The 16,328-nt window shown below is 29.3% G+C and carries 12 protein-coding genes and 1 pseudogene; all 13 read right to left on the minus strand.

Annotated elements, in window-relative coordinates; all coding sequences use genetic code 11:
* Positions 1–18: 18 nt before the first annotated feature.
* Positions 19–1,248 carry an ABC transporter permease gene (locus ANHYDRO_RS00260; protein WP_004812179.1) on the minus strand — a complete coding sequence of 410 codons (1,230 nt, stop codon included), beginning with the start codon at positions 1,246–1,248 and terminating at the stop codon, positions 19–21.
* Positions 1,249–1,375: 127 nt separating this feature from the next.
* Complete coding sequence (locus tag ANHYDRO_RS00265; protein ID WP_004812181.1) at positions 1,376–1,576, minus strand: hypothetical protein; 201 nt, start codon at positions 1,574–1,576, stop codon at positions 1,376–1,378.
* A complete protein-coding gene (locus ANHYDRO_RS00270) occupies positions 1,536–2,816 on the minus strand; it encodes an ABC transporter permease (protein ID WP_004812182.1) in 1,281 nt (426 codons plus the stop codon). The genes ANHYDRO_RS00265 and ANHYDRO_RS00270 overlap by 41 nt, the downstream gene beginning before the upstream one ends.
* 1 nt (position 2,817) lies before the next feature.
* Positions 2,818–3,705, minus strand: coding sequence for an ABC transporter ATP-binding protein (locus ANHYDRO_RS00275; protein ID WP_004812186.1), 888 nt, complete (start codon positions 3,703–3,705; stop codon positions 2,818–2,820).
* A gap of 217 nt (positions 3,706–3,922) precedes the next feature.
* A complete protein-coding gene (locus ANHYDRO_RS00280; RefSeq protein ID WP_004812187.1) occupies positions 3,923–4,969 on the minus strand; it encodes a sensor histidine kinase in 1,047 nt (348 codons plus the stop codon).
* Positions 4,962–5,645 (minus strand): response regulator transcription factor, encoded by a 684-nt coding sequence (locus ANHYDRO_RS00285; RefSeq protein WP_004812190.1) that lies wholly within the window; start codon positions 5,643–5,645, stop codon positions 4,962–4,964. Before ANHYDRO_RS00285 ends, ANHYDRO_RS00280 begins: the two co-directional genes overlap by 8 nt.
* 925 nt (positions 5,646–6,570) lie before the next feature.
* Positions 6,571–6,843: a type II toxin-antitoxin system RelB/DinJ family antitoxin gene (locus ANHYDRO_RS00290; RefSeq protein ID WP_004812197.1), complete on the minus strand. Its 273-nt coding sequence runs from the start codon at positions 6,841–6,843 to the stop codon at positions 6,571–6,573.
* Positions 6,844–6,923: 80 nt separating this feature from the next.
* A complete protein-coding gene (locus tag ANHYDRO_RS00295) occupies positions 6,924–7,148 on the minus strand; it encodes a helix-turn-helix domain-containing protein (RefSeq protein ID WP_004812199.1) in 225 nt (74 codons plus the stop codon).
* A gap of 2 nt (positions 7,149–7,150) precedes the next feature.
* Entirely contained in the window at positions 7,151–7,672 is a 522-nt protein-coding gene (locus tag ANHYDRO_RS00300; RefSeq protein WP_004812201.1) for a DUF2975 domain-containing protein, read from the minus strand.
* Positions 7,673–7,694: 22 nt separating this feature from the next.
* Positions 7,695–8,165, minus strand: coding sequence for a hypothetical protein (locus tag ANHYDRO_RS00305; RefSeq protein ID WP_004812204.1), 471 nt, complete (start codon positions 8,163–8,165; stop codon positions 7,695–7,697).
* Between the two features lie 96 nt (positions 8,166–8,261).
* Positions 8,262–8,426, minus strand: coding sequence for a hypothetical protein (locus ANHYDRO_RS10015; protein ID WP_004812205.1), 165 nt, complete (start codon positions 8,424–8,426; stop codon positions 8,262–8,264).
* Positions 8,427–8,782: 356 nt separating this feature from the next.
* Positions 8,783–9,439: a hypothetical protein gene (locus ANHYDRO_RS00310; RefSeq protein WP_004812207.1), complete on the minus strand. Its 657-nt coding sequence runs from the start codon at positions 9,437–9,439 to the stop codon at positions 8,783–8,785.
* Between the two features lie 43 nt (positions 9,440–9,482).
* A pseudogene (locus ANHYDRO_RS00315) lies at positions 9,483–15,325 on the minus strand (helicase-related protein); the annotation flags it as partial.
* Between the last annotated feature and the right edge of the window lie 1,003 nt (positions 15,326–16,328).

A 16,328-nucleotide genomic window follows, 5' to 3' on the forward strand; every position in this document is an offset into this window, starting at 1 on the left:
TACTTCCCATTAAAATATTTATTGCTCTATTTTGTTATATGATTTTATACTTAGCAATAAATAGAGAGCAATATTAATTAAAGCCATTATTACTAGAAACTTTGGAATCCATAAAATTTTACCTGGCAACTTAACAAATTCAAATTTTTGATACTGTTCAATTAAGCTATTTTCTGCAGTACCTAATCCCAAAGACGGCAAAAAATAAAATATTGATTTAAACAATTTTTTTCCATACAATAATGCTGGAATAAAAAATAAAGCACTCGATATGGCTGATGAAACCATAGAAACTTTTGAATTTATAGCGACAAATATTGACATCATTGAACTTGCAATAGTAAATAATATACTTAACAAAAATACACTTAATATAACTTTACCTATAGTTAAATTAGATATTGACAGTTGATTAAATAGTAACATTTGAAAAGATGAGTCTAAACCACTAGTGTAAATATATTTAATAGCGCCATAATAAATAGATATATTTAATATCAAATAAAGCGATATAATACTTGCTAAGGCAAGTATCTTGCTGCAAATATATTTATTTCTTCCATTTCTAGTTGTTCTAAAAATTGAATCTAGGTAATTTTCTTTATCTTCAACAATGCATTGTGATGAAATCAATATACATATTAATGATAATATTGTTACAAATATATTTACGAAAAATAGTGTATCTTCACTAAAATACCCTGCATAATAATATGGTTTATTAACCTCTTCATATTTTTTTAGAGCAAATTCTGTTATCTTGTCGTTGTTATATTTCTGTTCTATGTCTTTTTTCAACGCATCATTACAACTTTGATAAAAATTTAAATCTTTTTCTGTATCAAGTTCGTTTACATCAAGTAAACTTCCAGATGTTGTAATTGTATATGGGTATGTTATTACTCTTAATATAGGATCAAATTTCGATATATTTTTTTTAGCATCCTCTGATAAGTTTTCTCTACTGTTTACATTTTCATTATTTAATATTTCTTTATAAGATTTTACTACTTTAGTTATTTTTTCTTCTGTCAAATAACCTATAGAATCTTTACTATCCTCATTAAAGTGTTCTATAGCCTCTTTACCAAAATAAGTAATTGTATCTCCAGAACTTATATCATCATATTGTATACTTACATAAGTAATAAATGATATCAAAAAAGTAAAAACTAAACCCATGCCTAAAAAGACTCTTACCGATTTTTTAAATAAAAATCTTTTAAGTTCCTGTATATATATATTCATAATCTATAAACTATACCTCCCTTACAGCTTTGACAAAGAAAACTAGTCTTATTATTTATAATTATTATAGAAGCCCACAAAATATAGACTAAAATTTCTATATAGTGTGAGCCTCTATGATTCATCATTAATATGATGCTCTAAGAGTTTTTAAAGCGCGAACTCTGTTACCAGTTCTATATTCTCCTTTACCGCCAGTATCACTATCATAATAGTAAAAATTATATTTTGTTTTAAATGTTTTGCCTAATCTCCCTGGATATTCTTCCTTACATAACTCTTTGTACTTATTTTCTAACTTTTCTTTTTCTAGGGTTATTAAGTCCATAATTACCTCCAATTTTTGAATACATCATTACTACTAAACTTGGTAAAATAATAATATATATTACAGCTGATATCATTATAAGACTTGATGAACTCATCCAATTTCCAAAAACATTTACAAAATTAAAATCAGCTATTTGATTTTGTAATGAATTGAGTAGTCCTATTCCTGAAGATGGAAAAATATAGTTTATAGCACTAATCATACCAATAGGAGAAATTATTGTTGGAAATACTGCTAATAAAATTGATTTCATTATGGATTCAACTTTTCTTTTACTTAATACAGAAATAATTAGTGTAGCAAGAATGGTTGAAATCAATATGATACTATTACAAATAAGCATATATTTATTAAACTGTCCAAAGTTCCAATTATGCAAACTTAAAGCACTAAACATCATCTGAACAGAAGTCTTTTTATACTCTGTTCCAAAAGCATAGTCTAATATAGAGCCTTGTATGAAGTTTCCTAAGAGCAAAGTTAATACCGAAATCGTAAGTGTTGCTAGGATTTTATAGATGGCAAACTTTCTTCTCCCATATTTAGTTGTTTTAAATATATAATCTAAATCATTCTCACTATCTGACGAGAATATTGGAGCTGCTACTATAACCATTAAAATTATTATTATCGTATTATAAAATCCTCTATAATCATTTGCATCTGTACTATAATATCCATAATATTCATATGGAGTTTTTATTTTACCCAGTGCTTTTTCAGATTTTTCTATAATTTGATTCTGAGCTTTATTAGGATATTCATTTTCAATTACTTTATTTAGATAACCAAATACTTTATTGTAAAAATATTTGCTATCATTGATATCCATGCTTAAAACTGGAGGAAGGTTATTACTTTGAGAATCAGTGAATACTTCATTTACTTTCTTACTTATATGTTCTATAGGCATAAGCTCCTTTGTATTAATTTCAGGTTTTAATTCAGACCTATCAGTAACATTATATTTTCTTAGTATTTCTCTATATTTTTTTGTGCCATTATAAATTAAATCTTCTGTTATCTTTCCTGAATAAGGCTCTTTAGCTTTTTTAATATATTCTATTGCTTCTTTTCCTTTTAAATTTTTTACTTGATCTCCTTCTCCATAGGTAATTTTTGTAAAATTAATTGGAGCTATGGAAAGCAATATAGCAAGTAGTAATGAAAACAATATTATAATTTGATTTGTTTTTATTGATAAAATTCTTCTTATTTCATTTAAATAAATTCTCATATTAGTTCACCTTAAAGCTTCTATCCTCTGGGAATACCCACAAATAAAAATCTTCCAAGTGAGCTTTTACTAATTTAGAATTATTCAATATATTCTCTTCATTTGATATATATCTAATGAGTACGTTTCCATCATCTTGTTGTTTTACATTAACAACATTCAATTGTGTTTCTTTTTCTGCATATTCTCTATTTGATATAGATGCTTCGTATACCTTATTCTTAATTTTAGATATCAGTTCATCAGTTGTTCCAGAATATACAAATTTACCATCTTTCATAATTAAATTTGATGTTGATATATATTCAATATCAGAGACTATATGAGTCGAAAGCAAAACTATTTTATTTTTTGATATTTCCGTGATAAAATTTCTTAATTTTATTCTCTCACCAGGATCAAGTCCTGCTGTTGGTTCATCTAAAATTAATATTTTAGGATCATTTAAAATAGCTTGACATATTCCTACTCTCCTTCTCATTCCTCCTGAAAGCTTTACTACTTTTTTGTACTTGACATCAGATAAGTTTAATACTTCTAGGAGTTTATCAATCATTTCTTCTGTTTTGCTCTTGTCTATACCTTTTAAAGCAGCTACATATTGTAAAAATGAATTTACAGTAAACTCTGGAGCACAAATAAATTCTTGAGGTAAAAACCCTAACAAATTCCTATATTCTTCTCCTAATTTGTTGATTCTTTCCCCATTATATAAAATTTCTCCTTTACTTGGTTTGCTAATTCCAGTAATCATCTTTATTAATGTAGTTTTCCCAGCACCATTTGCACCTAAGAGTCCCCAAACACCTGGACATAACGTAGCTGATGCATTATCAACCGCTAATTTATCTTTAAATTTCTTACTTACGTTTTTAATCTCTAATTCCACTAAACTACCTCCCTTATCTTTTATGCTTCCTTATTAAAAAGTAAAAAATACATCTTCATGTTAGTGATAAAAATTTTACTCCTCTATGATTTTATTTTAATTGATACAATAAAAAAGTGTTTTAATATTCTATTGATTAATTCTTAAGATTTCATTAATTTTTAAAAAATAAAAACACCTTAATTATGTAGTTTTATACATAATTAAGGTGTAATCCTCATTTATTTTTTAATCTTACAATGACAATAACTTCATTATTAAAACTTTCTACCTCTATCTTACCCTCATGTAATTCAATAATTTCTTTTGCGATAGGTAAACCTAAGCCACATCCCACTTTTTTTGAATTTCTTGCTAGATTTAATCTAGTAAATTTGTTAAACATATTTCTTATCTGCGCTTCTTCTAGTGTATCGGCCTTGTTAATAATTTTTAATATTACACACTTATACGTTTGATATATTTTAACTTTTATCTCTGTATTTGCATAAGAATATAAGATTGCATTTTTTAAAATATTCTCTAAGGCTCTTTTCATTTTATTTGGATCGACATTTACAACTATTGAGCCTTCACTTGAGATATTTATCTTATGATTATTCTCTTTCATCATAGGATAAAGCTCATCTTTTAATTGTATTAAAAAATATTCTAAATCAATTTTTTCTTTATGAATACTAAATTCACCATTATTTAATCTAGCAATTTCAAAAAATTGGTTTATAAGATCTTCTAATCCTAATGCTGTTTCTAATAATTGTCTAATATATTTCTCTCTTTGCTTATTAGGCAAGTCTTTCATTTCATCGAGCATTGATAAATATCCAATGATAGATGTCAAAGGAGTTCTTAGGTCATGTGCTAAGTAGGTGATTAAATCATTATCTTCATTTTCTCTTTTTTTAAGCGTATATTCTATCTCTTTTTGTTTAAATTTTAATCTATTTATGGAATCTTCTAAAGTTTTATAATGAGTCGGGAAACTAACAATATTCTCATCCAAATCGTCTATTTTTTTGCATAAGTCAATATAATCTTTCTCTAATTTTGAAAATTCTTTTATTATAATAATTAATATCCCCAATAATAAAATAACAAAAAAAATCAGATCCAATCTATTAACAAAAAATTCGTGTATTTCATTATTAAATCTAAAAATATTGCTATCTATTGCAAGCATACAACTTAAAACTATAAGTAAAAATATAGCAATTTCTTTTATCAGCTTTTTCAGAATACTTTCAAAGTATTTATCTTTATCCAATCTTATAACCTACCCCCCAAACAGTTGTTATTATATTATTTTGCATTCCTAACTTTTCCCTAATATGTCTAATATGAACTGAAATAGTATTGTTTTTTATATAATATTCATCCGGATATATTTTATAGAATAAATCTTCGGATCCTAGTACTTCAGATTTTTTCTCTAGTAATGATTTTAAAATAATAAATTCAATAGGAGTTAAATCAATTTCCTGTCCATCAACTAAAACTTCTCTTGATTTGATATTTAAATCCACATTTTGATAAGTTAAAATATTTCCTGTACCTTCTTTAGTTTTTAAATTATAATTATTGTATCTTCTTAATTGAGCCTTTACTCTAGCAACTAACTCTCCAGGTAAAAATGGTTTAGTTACATAATCATCCGCTCCAAAGGTTAAGCCCTTAATTTTACTTGACTCATCATCTTTTGATGTAAGCATAATAATTGGATAATTAAAAGACTCTCTAATCTTTTTGCATAAATAATATCCATCTTTATCAGGTAACATAATATCTAAAATCGCTAAATCAAATTCTTCTTCCTTAATATATCTAATTGCTTCCTCTGAACATGTTGCCTTTTTTATAATATAATTTTCATTTTCTAGATATATCTCTATTAAATCTAAAATACTTTCATCATCTTCTACTACTAATACTGAGTAATTCATAACTAAATTTCCTCCATTTTAAATCTATCACTTTTGTCAAAACAACTTTAAAAAAATAAAGAAATTTTTTAAGTAAAAGAATCAAGAAGAACAATACAACATCCTTTTAATGAATTAAATCTATCTTTCTAAATTTCTTAAATCTATAATTTTTGATTTAATATACATTTCTTTCGTTGTTTATAAATGTCTACTTATAAATAAGTATACCATTATTCTTTATCTCATTTCAATATCTATATCTACTATATTGATAATAGATTGTCTTTGCTGTCATCACATATACTATATCTTTTAAAAAGTTTTCGTCTGTTCTAGCCTTCTAATCGTCTTTTCTTTTTCAGACTTCAAATCCAAAACATTTTAGCTTGGTTGGTTTAATAACTTTGAATTTTGTTACATTTATTTTAATCCTAACTTCTTTTCTATACATTTGGTTACTAAAACCATTACTCTGTTTGCCACTACACTGTTTGCTACTGTTAGTATACTGTAATCTACATATCTAACCAACCTTAATATCATATTCATGTTCATCAAGTCAGGTCGTTCCTCTCTTCCACATATCTCCATGTGAAATTTCAGGATTGCTATGGAATTCGTCGACAAATACGCTGTTTAGGGACTTTCACCCCAGTATTGGAACTTGCCCCATCATACAATACAGTAAGCAGACAAAAACCTGCCCCCTATAATCTTTTACCTTTCTATGCTTTTATCATTTTTCTTCTTTTCATCCACTTTCATATCCCCTTTAGTCTTAAATTTCTTTAATTTCTCTATTGTTGATATTTTTGCTTTAGTATGCTCTTTAGCTTTTAATAATTTGGCAGAGTATACTTTTAGACTTGTGTATTCCTTATTATCTTTTCCTATGCTTTTTAGCTTGCTTTAGGTCTTTTTTAAATTTACTTGTAAACTTATCTTATACTTCAAGGGCTTTCCTCAAGTCATCCATATTGTCATAGGATTTCACATTCGTATCTTTAGCTATCATTCTTCCTTCTTCAATCGCTTTTATAGTTTCATCACTTGGAACATTAAGTTTTAAATCAAAAGGAATGCCACTTTCTCTAATACTCGCCCTTAAAAACATGTTAATTGCAGTAGTCATATTTAAGCCTAAACTGGAGTAGATCTTTTCGGCAGCTTCTTTTATTTCTTTATCTGTTCGTATATTCAAATTTGTTGTAGCCATTTCCCCATCTCCTTTGACCTTATTATATGACTAAATTCGTGCGTAGTCGATACACTGTCATTATATTTGATGCATTAATTTTACTGTTGATATTCTCCATTATCATACTCAAGTAAATCACCTGGTTGACAATCAAGCTCCTTACAGATGCTCGCTAAAGTGTTAAACCTTATGCCTTTGGCTTTTCCTGTTTTTAATATTGATAAATTTGCTTCGGTTATTCCTATCCTTGCTGCAAGCTCTTTCGATGTCATATTTTTCTTTTTTAATGCTTGATCTAGATTTATAATTATTTGATCTTTCATTTTCAAATTATACTTTCCGAATCTTCTTTTAAGGATTTTCCTGTATCAAATATAATCATTGATGAAAATGCTATAACCATAAAAATTATATTTGTTAAATAGTCCTTAATAGTTAAATTAAAAACACCGCTAACATTGTCAACTTTAAAATAATTGAAAACTAGTTTAGAAATAATTTGGCATATTGTCAAAATTAAAATAGCTATTAAAATGTTTTTCGAATATTTTGAGTTTAAGTCAGAAAAATATTCTTTCTTTTCTAAATTCACTAAAATCTTCTCGAATTTATCCAATGAGAAACCAACCACAACGAATATCATAAGAGCACTCCAGCATGAATAAATAATAAAAGGAAGTGAAACCTCTTGTAGATTAAATTGTTGAGACTCTACTACTTTTATTACATCATCTTTGAAAATTAGAGTTAATACACTTCCAAGCAAGGTAAAACCTGCTGCCAAATATGAAATACACCTTAAAATCTTAGATAATATAATCGCTATTTTAAAAATAAAACTCTTCATAACTTCTCCTCAACACTTTCGTTTATCTATTATCATCTACATCTTTCCATTCTTGTACTTTATCTTTCAGATCATTTAAATCTTCTTTAGAAAGTTCCAAGGTTAATGAAGATGGAATCATGGGCATTCCCTCCATTGTAATATATGGATAATTTTCATAAATATAAAAATCTATCTTTGTAGCTTTTTTATCCTCTCTCTTGCTGGTTAATATGAAATGGTAAGACTCTATTGCATCATCTGGTATTTCTTTAAAATAATTGTCGAAGTTTTTATCATTAATATTTGCTACGCTCATTCCTGTTAAATTGCCAAAGTAGTCTAAAACTTCTTGTTCTTCTGTTTCAACAATTTTTTTATTGTTAGAATCAAATATTTCAATCTTTTCTTCTTTTTTACTACTTGTTTGTTCTCTTGTAGTATTTGGACTACAAGAAGTTAAAACTATAGAAAAAACAAGAAAAATAGCCATTATTAAAAATCTTTTTCTCATGATAATCCTCCTCATCGAATTATTGTAAAACGATAATTATCTTTGATTATTATTGTAAAACAATAATTATAGTTTGTCAATATCATTCGTAATGACTTAAAACTTATCAAAGTCTTCTTGCGTAGCTACTTCTTTGTATTTATATTCACCGTTATTATTTTCTGTAAACATATCATTTACAAGTCCAATTGTTAGTAAGGATAAATCAAAAACAGAAAGACAAAGTTCCACTGCCCTTAGTAAAAACAAGGGTGTAGTCATTGGTCTTTCTGTTGGTCTTAATTTTTTTAGGAACTACTTCCGACTTTATGTTTAGCCCCCATAATTCAATTATTTGAGGCAGAATTTTAAGACTCATTTAGAACTTTGTTAGAATCCGATTTTTCCGTAAAAACATTAGTTCTAAAAGTTCTGGAATAAGAGCGATTTATAAGTCTCCGTCATATCCAATATTTTTCTCAGTTAAGACTGTTTCAATTTTACTGAGTGCAATCCTACTTTTATAATCTGTTATCTTATTATCTATACATCAATACTACAATCTACACATATAGCACCATTATACAATCTATTTACATATGACAAAAAAATAAAGGCAGTCCGAAGACTGCCGATATTTATCTCTCTGTACCTTTGCTATGGTCTTTCTTGTTTGATTTAGATTTCTCATCTGTCTTAAAGCTTTTTATTTGCCCTAATATGGACTTTTTATCCTTGTCTTGACTCTTTACTTGTTCTTTTGCTTTTAAGAGCTTAGAAGACAAAATACGAACATTTTTATGTTCCTTTCCGTTGTTATCAATGCTTGTTTTTACTTGTCCGAAGATTTTAACAAAATCTCCTTGTTTTAGGTTCTCTAAATCTTTTGTCTTATCTCCATAGGCTGAACAATTGGTATAAATTTTATTCCCATCGTCATCTTTTGAAACAATTGAAAAGTTGCTTACCTTGAACTTTTCTCCATTAGCATTTTCTCTTTCAAGATTTTCTACTTTGCCAGCTATATTACCAACGAGATTTATGAGATTGTCTTTTTCTTCAAGTTCATTGGTATTTTCAACAATCTTACCTTGTTCTTTCATATCATCAATCATATAGTCAAAGTCATCATTTAATAGACCTGTTGTGTCTTTGATCATAAATAAAACATAGACTTCTTCAAGTGCCTTTTCATCATTAACACCCTTTTCTATGCTAACAAGTGCTTTTATAAAGTCCTTGTAGTTATCATTCATCATTTCTTCTAAGTTTTCTCTAATATCTTTGTATTCCATAATTTCCTCCTTGTACTAAATAAGGAGAGCCTTTCGCCCTCCTCTATCTTTCTTGTCCTTTTTCACTTTTTTCTTGATTTTTATCTTTTTCTTCTTCTGATTTGAATTTGGATATTTGTCCCAATATTGATGGTTTCTCTTCCCTTGCGTGAAGATTATCCTCTACATCATAAGTTGATTCAAAGTAATCACTATCTTTAAAATCATTGTCATACCTATCTGGTATTCCATCATTATCAAGATCTTTTGCTAGTGGATCATAGAAGTTTCCATCATCATCTATTTCTAGTCCTAGAGCTTGTTTCAAATCTTCTTCATCTACTGATACCAGATCATCAAAACTTGACATCTTTATGGCTTCGGTCATATCTTTAATAGCTTGTGAATTAGATATATCTTCTTCTACAAAAGATTCTGCTCTAATAGCAACATTATCTACATACTGAGTCCATGTTTTTTCTTCCAAATTTACCTCATATTGGATAGAATGCTTACCATCTGGTGTTTCTGTATAGGCAAGTCCTATATGACTTAAATCAGGGTATAGTTTGTCAAAGTCTTCATAACTATTAGTTTCTGAAAACTCGTAGTTAGAATAATCGACTATCGCCCTCTTTAAATTTTCTAATAATGGTGATTGGTTTTCTAATTCTTCGACTTCTCCCATATCTAAAAGTTTATTAATCTCAGCTAGTCTTAGTATCTTATCCCTTAACTCATCTGCTTTTTCAAATGGTTTTGTCAATTCTACTTTGGCATTTTCTAAAGATTCTTTATAGTTTTCAAGATTTTGATTTAACCTTTCAAGTCTTACAGGCATTTTTTCAATGGCATTATCAAGCCTTGTTATATTACCATCAATAGAGTTTGAAAACTCTCCGAAGTATTCTGCTTTTCCTAGAAGTTTAAAGGTGTGAGTGTTAGTCATAAAGTTATATGAAACTTGTAAGTCTAAATTTCTATATTTACCAATGACCTTGCTATCATTTATCTTTACTTTTTTTATTTCTTCTAATAATTTCTCTCCAGCTTCTTTCTTATCTAAAATTTTATCTGTACCAAGACTGATTGATGTGAATTTGCTATCTCCTTCTCCTAATTTCTCAATATTTGCAATATCTTCTTTAACTGCTTTTATTTCCATTTCAGTTTTTAAAATACTTTGGGGATAAATTTTATTTACCTTATCTTCAAGCTTGTATTTATTAGACTTGTAGTTTGCTTCAAGCATTTTTAGTTTTGTAACTTCGTTATCTAAATCCATTTTTTCTTTAATCAGAGGATTACCAGTAGCTAAAGCCTTAATTTCTGAATAAGATAGACTTGCTTCATCAACATCTTCTGCTACACGCACAGGCGTCTTGCTTGTCATAATTTGAGATATGAATTTTTGCTTATTCTCTATTGTCTGCCATAAATAAGAATCAAAGGTATTTTCTGTTACATATCTAAAGATATTTACCTTATCATTTTCATTACCCTGACGAACAATTCTACCACTTCTTTGCTCTAGGTCAGACGGTCTCCATGGGACGTCTAAATCGTGTAAGGCTATTAATTTGTTCTGTACATTTGTACCTGCTCCCATTTTTTGAGTAGAGCCTAATAATACTCTTACTTCTCCTCTTCTTACCTTAGAGAACAATTCATCTTTTTGTTTGTCTGTATCTGCTTCGTGGATAAAGGCTATTTCTTCTTTTGGTATTCCCATATTCACTAGCTTATTTCTAATATCATCATAGATATTAAATTCTCCATCTCCTTTTGGTGTGGACATATCTGAAAATACTAATTGGGTCGATGAATTTTCTTTTGTCTTATCCCAGATCGAAAAGATATTTTTAACGCATACATTTACCTTTGAATTAGGATCATCGGGAAGTAGTGGATTTATTAATCTTTGGTCAAGGGCAAGTTTTTTACCATCATTTGTAATCTTTAACATATTATCTTCTGTTGGCTCTACTTGGTTATTTCTAACTGCGTCAGCTCTTTCTGAAATAGCTTCTAATATTTCTTTTTGTTCCTCAGTAGGTTTCGTTTTAATAACTTCAAAATTTGCTTCTGGTACTGGCAAATTTAACATATCTGAAGTCTTTATATCTGCTACTTCTTTAAACATGCTCATCAATTCTGGTAAGTTATAAAACTTTGAAAATCTTGTCTTTTGCCTATATCCTGTGCCTTCTGGAGATAATTCAAAAGTGTTTTCTGTTTCTCCAAAGGTAGAAGCCCAGGCATCAAAATGTTCTAATCCTCTTGCCTTTAAATCATCATATTGAAGATATCTTTGCATGGTATAAAGCTCTGTCATTGAATTTGATATTGGTGTACCAGTAGCAAATACAACTCCCTTTCCATCTGTCATTTCATCCATATACCTACATTTCATATACATATCTGAAGACTTAAAGGCTTCACTTTGACCGATACCTGCAACATTTCTCATCTTGGTATGCAAGAATAAGTTTTTGTAATTATGAGCTTCATCTATAAATAACTTATCTACTCCTAGTTCTTCAAAGGTTATTACATCATCTTTTTAAAGTCATCATTTAGCTTTTCAAGTCTTACCAAGAGTTTCTTCTTTGTCTTTTCCAGTTGTTTTACTGTGAAATTTTCTCCTCTATTTCTTTTGTTCTCATCAATAAAGGAAACTATATCATCTATTTGGTCTTGTATATGCCTTACCTGGTATTCCTTGGACATTGGTATTTTTTCAAATTGAGAGTGTCCTATGATGACTGCATCATATTCTCCTGTTGCAATCCTACCAATAAATCTTTTTCTATTTTTAGGTTGAAAGTCTTTTTTATCGGCCACCATAATATTTGCTGACGGATATAATTGCATAAACTCCCTACCAATTTGAGTGGTTAGATGGTTAGGAACTACAAATAATGATTTACTTGCAAGTCCTAACTTTTTAGATTCCATAGCAGAAGCTACCATTTCAAAAGTTTTTCCTGCTCCTACTACATGGGCAAGTAGTGTATTTCCACCATAAAGAGTCCTTGCTATGGCATTTTTCTGATGTTCTCGTAGTCTGATTTCAGTATTCATTCCATCAAAAGTTAAGTTAGAGCCATCAAATTCTCTATTTCTAATTGAGTTAAATTTTTCATTATAAATCTTTTCTAGCCTATATCTTCTATCAGGATCTTCAAATATCCAATTCTTAAATTCTTCTTTAATCAGTTCTTGCTTTTGACTTGCAAGCATAGTTTCTTTTTTGTTTAATACAGAAGTCTTAGAACCATCATCATTTATTACTTGGTCAAATACCTTTGTATCTTTTAGATTAAGAGCATTTTCAATTAGCTTGTAGGCATTTACTCTACTTGTACCATAAGTCATGTTAGCAAGGTCATTAGTCGAGTCAACACTTTTACCCTCAATATTCCATTCACTTGAGTGTGGCGAGAACCTAACATTTATATTCCACCTATCATAACCTGGTGTTTTTAAAAGGTTAAAAGTAAAGTCTTCTATATCTTTTTGAGGTATCCAGGTTGCTCCTAGCCTTACATTTATATCAGAAGCCGTAAGTTCTTCAGGCATAACTTCTTGTAATTTTTCTCTTTGATATTTGAGTTTGCCCAACTCGTTTAATAATGTGTCTTTCTTTTCAGAAGCTGCTAAATCTATTACATTTTCAATTTCTCCGATATATGAATTGAGGTAGCCAATTTTTTCTCTAATATTGCCACTTAAATACTCGTCAGCCGATACATATGAAAAATGAAATGGATCGTCATTGTCAAAGTTTTCAAAGGGCATTCTGTTATTTATTAGGTCTGTGTCCTTAATGTCTAAAAAAATCTCGCCCTCAAGCTCACCGATTAAAGTATCCCTATCTTTACTTGTGATAGATTCCATATATTCAAAATCTACATATCCCTTTTGTGAAACTGATAAGACTAAGGCTTCAAGAGAAGTATCTACATGGTCTACTACCTTTGCCTTTGTTATTGTTCTTTTTGAAAATATATCACTCTTAGCTTTGAAATTATCCTCATCATCAAGTATTTCTATTGATGATACCAAAGGAAAGTTTGAGTCTTCCTTTAAGGCTCTAGTATTTGATAAGGAGTTAATAAAGCCATGTTTTTTTGAAAAGTTATCATAGACTTCATTTAACTTTGCTTGCGACTCCTTTATTTCCTCGTCTGAAAAATCATCCTTTTGCTTTTCTATTACATCTTTCAAAGCATTCATTACATCAAGATAATCTTTTATCTTTTCTTTGTTTTTATCTGATATATTTTGCTTTATTAAGACTGAGTTTTCTCTTAGGTAGACCTCTTCATCAATAATGGTGTAAGAAAAATTCTTAACATCATCTGTTGCTGGAAGACTTAATTCTTCATCTTCCAATAGCTCAACCTCTTCATATTTTGAATTTGAAGATATTTCCTTACTTGCAAGATCCATTAAATCTTTTAAATTTTCATCTTCTCTTTCATCGCAAGTAATAGTATTTCCAAATCTTCCAGATACTTCTTTCATATCTCCTAATACCATCTGAGGATTATCTACAAAGTATTTATTATAAGTCAAACCCTTTTTATCAGTTGCTAGGTGTATCCAATCGTCATCTCTTTCAATAACTGAATCTCTCTTTTTTAAGAAAATAATATCCGAAGTAACTTCTGTACCAGCAAGTCCTTTAAATGTTGTATTAGGAAGCCTCATAGCTCCTAAAAACTCACATCTTGCATTAATATATTTTCTAACAGATTCATCTTTTTTATCCATAGTTCCAGATGAGGTTATAAAGGCAATAATTCCTACATTCCTAACCTTATCTATTGACTTTGCAAAAAAATAATCGTGAATCAGAAAGTTATTTCTGTTATATTCACGATCGTTAACTTTAAAATCTCCAAAGGGAACATTTCCTATAACTAAATCGAAAAAGTTATTTGAGAAGTTTGTTTCTTCAAAGCCTTTAATTTGAATATTAGCTTCAGGATAAAGCTCTCTTGCTATTCTTCCGCTTAGACTATCTTTTTCTACTCCATAAATTTTAGACGCTTTCATTTCACTTGGCATATTACCAATGAAATTACCGACTCCTGCAGATGGTTCAAGGATATTCCCAGTCTTAAATCCCATATCTGTTATGGTATTATATATTCCATCCATTACCTCTCTAGGTGTATAAAACGATGTTAGAGTAGACTCTTTAGCATTCAAATACTCTTCATTTGTTAGATTTTCCTTTAAAATATTCCTTGCTTCAAGCCATTGACCTCCCTTTTCTTCATCAAAGACATCAGCAAGACCTCCCCAACCTAGATAGTCAGCAAGATAGGCTTGTTCATACTCTCTTGGACTCCTATTTTCATTTTCAAGTCTTTTTAGCATTTTAATAGCTTTTATATTTTTATCTAACTTTTCTGATGGTGTTAGGTATTCCGAGTAGATATGATTTTTCAAGTCATAATTTCTAGCAAAACTTAACTTTTCCTTATTAGGTTCATATCCTAAATTTTTTAAATCTTCTTTACCCCTCAATAAGTTTTCGGCTGCTTCCCTAGGCACATTGTATTTATCCATCATTTGATCAATTTCAGGATTGTAGTTATCAATAAAGCTTTCTTGCTCTACTTGTCTTTCAATTTGTTTTTCATGCTCAGATAATTTGTATATCTCATAATTTCCACTATCTAAAAGATCATCAATCTTTCTACTTTCTTCAAATGTTTCACCCTTATATAAGGGAAATTCTTCTCCATTAACTTCTACTTTAGTTCCTGTTTCAATTAAGTTAATTCCATCAAAGGTATTCTCATCTTCTAAAATAAATTCTTTTCCAACTTTTACTGCTAGTTTTTCTCGTGTTTGACTTAGATTTTCAAAGATTTCTTCAAGGTATGAATCGTTTCTATATGGAATTACTTCCGAACCCCTAATCATACCTCCCATATATTCCATATTATCTCTGATAGTGACGGTTTTAAGTCCTCCACTTAGTTCATCAAAATCTGTAATGGTGAAGTCCTTATCTTTATATCTAACCTGATCACCTATCTTAAATTTAGGTTCTATCTTTTCCTTAACTTCTTCTTGTGAAGCTTTTTCCTCACTTAGTGCAACTTGTTCTTCTAAATATGAAAATTCACGCTCATTTACTTCTTCACCATCACCAAGGTCAATCCTATAGTGTTCGACAACTTCGCCATCTATATAGTGGTCAAAATAGAATTTGAAATATCCGATATAATCATCTGTCATTTCTCCAAATTCATTTTCTCCATGAGTTTGATTATGGTCTTTTACATCTATATCCTTTTGTCTTAGGATATTTATTAAGTCTTTAGTTACTATCTGCCCACTATAATCGGGAACTAATTCGTGGTTTTCATTAAATTCTACAATCCAGTAGTCTTTTCTATTTTCAGTGTTTTTGCCATCAAAAAAAGAAGCTTCATCAGCTTCCTTTTCTTGGCTTATTTCATTTTCTAAGCTTCCACGTATTCCTTGATTGCCATTTTCTTCACTGTTGCCATCAAGTTGTTCATCTGTCCTTGGTATTCTTCTGGATTCTCTCTTTTCATCTTCTCTGTCAATCCTTGTGCTTTCATCATCTTGATTTTCTCTCTCTTGATAAAGTCTACTGCCTGATTCTGAATTTCCTTCAGATGGTTCAAAAGTGTTTTCTCCTCGTACATTTTCTGAAGTTTCTTCCAGTTCTCCATGTCCTCGCTTCCCACTAGATAAGACAGTCTTAGAACTGCGTATGTTGGATTCGGAAATTTCTCCATAAATTCCAGATCCTTCTCCATCATGTCCAAGGTTTTCTCTTCGATCTTCATCGCTATTTCCTCTGTCGCTTCCATCTGTGAAAACTCGTCCATCTCTAATTCTTGACCTATCATCTCGT

This window comes from Anaerococcus hydrogenalis DSM 7454 (genome assembly GCF_000173355.1).
Lineage (GTDB): Bacteria > Bacillota > Clostridia > Tissierellales > Peptoniphilaceae > Anaerococcus > Anaerococcus hydrogenalis.

Bases quoted from the DNA above. Each gene is read 5' to 3' on its own strand.
- ANHYDRO_RS00260 (WP_004812179.1), bottom strand. From the start codon at position 1,248: ATGAATATATATATACAGGAACTTAAAAGATTTTTATTTAAAAAATCG.
- ANHYDRO_RS00265 (WP_004812181.1), bottom strand. From the start codon at position 1,576: ATGGACTTAATAACCCTAGAAAAAGAAAAGTTAGAAAATAAGTACAAA.
- ANHYDRO_RS00270 (WP_004812182.1), bottom strand. From the start codon at position 2,816: ATGAGAATTTATTTAAATGAAATAAGAAGAATTTTATCAATAAAAACA.
- ANHYDRO_RS00285 (WP_004812190.1), bottom strand. From the start codon at position 5,645: ATGAATTACTCAGTATTAGTAGTAGAAGATGATGAAAGTATTTTAGAT.
- ANHYDRO_RS00290 (WP_004812197.1), bottom strand. From the start codon at position 6,843: ATGGCTACAACAAATTTGAATATACGAACAGATAAAGAAATAAAAGAA.
- ANHYDRO_RS00295 (WP_004812199.1), bottom strand. From the start codon at position 7,148: ATGAAAGATCAAATAATTATAAATCTAGATCAAGCATTAAAAAAGAAA.
- ANHYDRO_RS00300 (WP_004812201.1), bottom strand. From the start codon at position 7,672: ATGAAGAGTTTTATTTTTAAAATAGCGATTATATTATCTAAGATTTTA.
- ANHYDRO_RS00305 (WP_004812204.1), bottom strand. From the start codon at position 8,165: ATGAGAAAAAGATTTTTAATAATGGCTATTTTTCTTGTTTTTTCTATA.
- ANHYDRO_RS10015 (WP_004812205.1), bottom strand. From the start codon at position 8,426: ATGACTACACCCTTGTTTTTACTAAGGGCAGTGGAACTTTGTCTTTCT.
- ANHYDRO_RS00310 (WP_004812207.1), bottom strand. From the start codon at position 9,439: ATGGAATACAAAGATATTAGAGAAAACTTAGAAGAAATGATGAATGAT.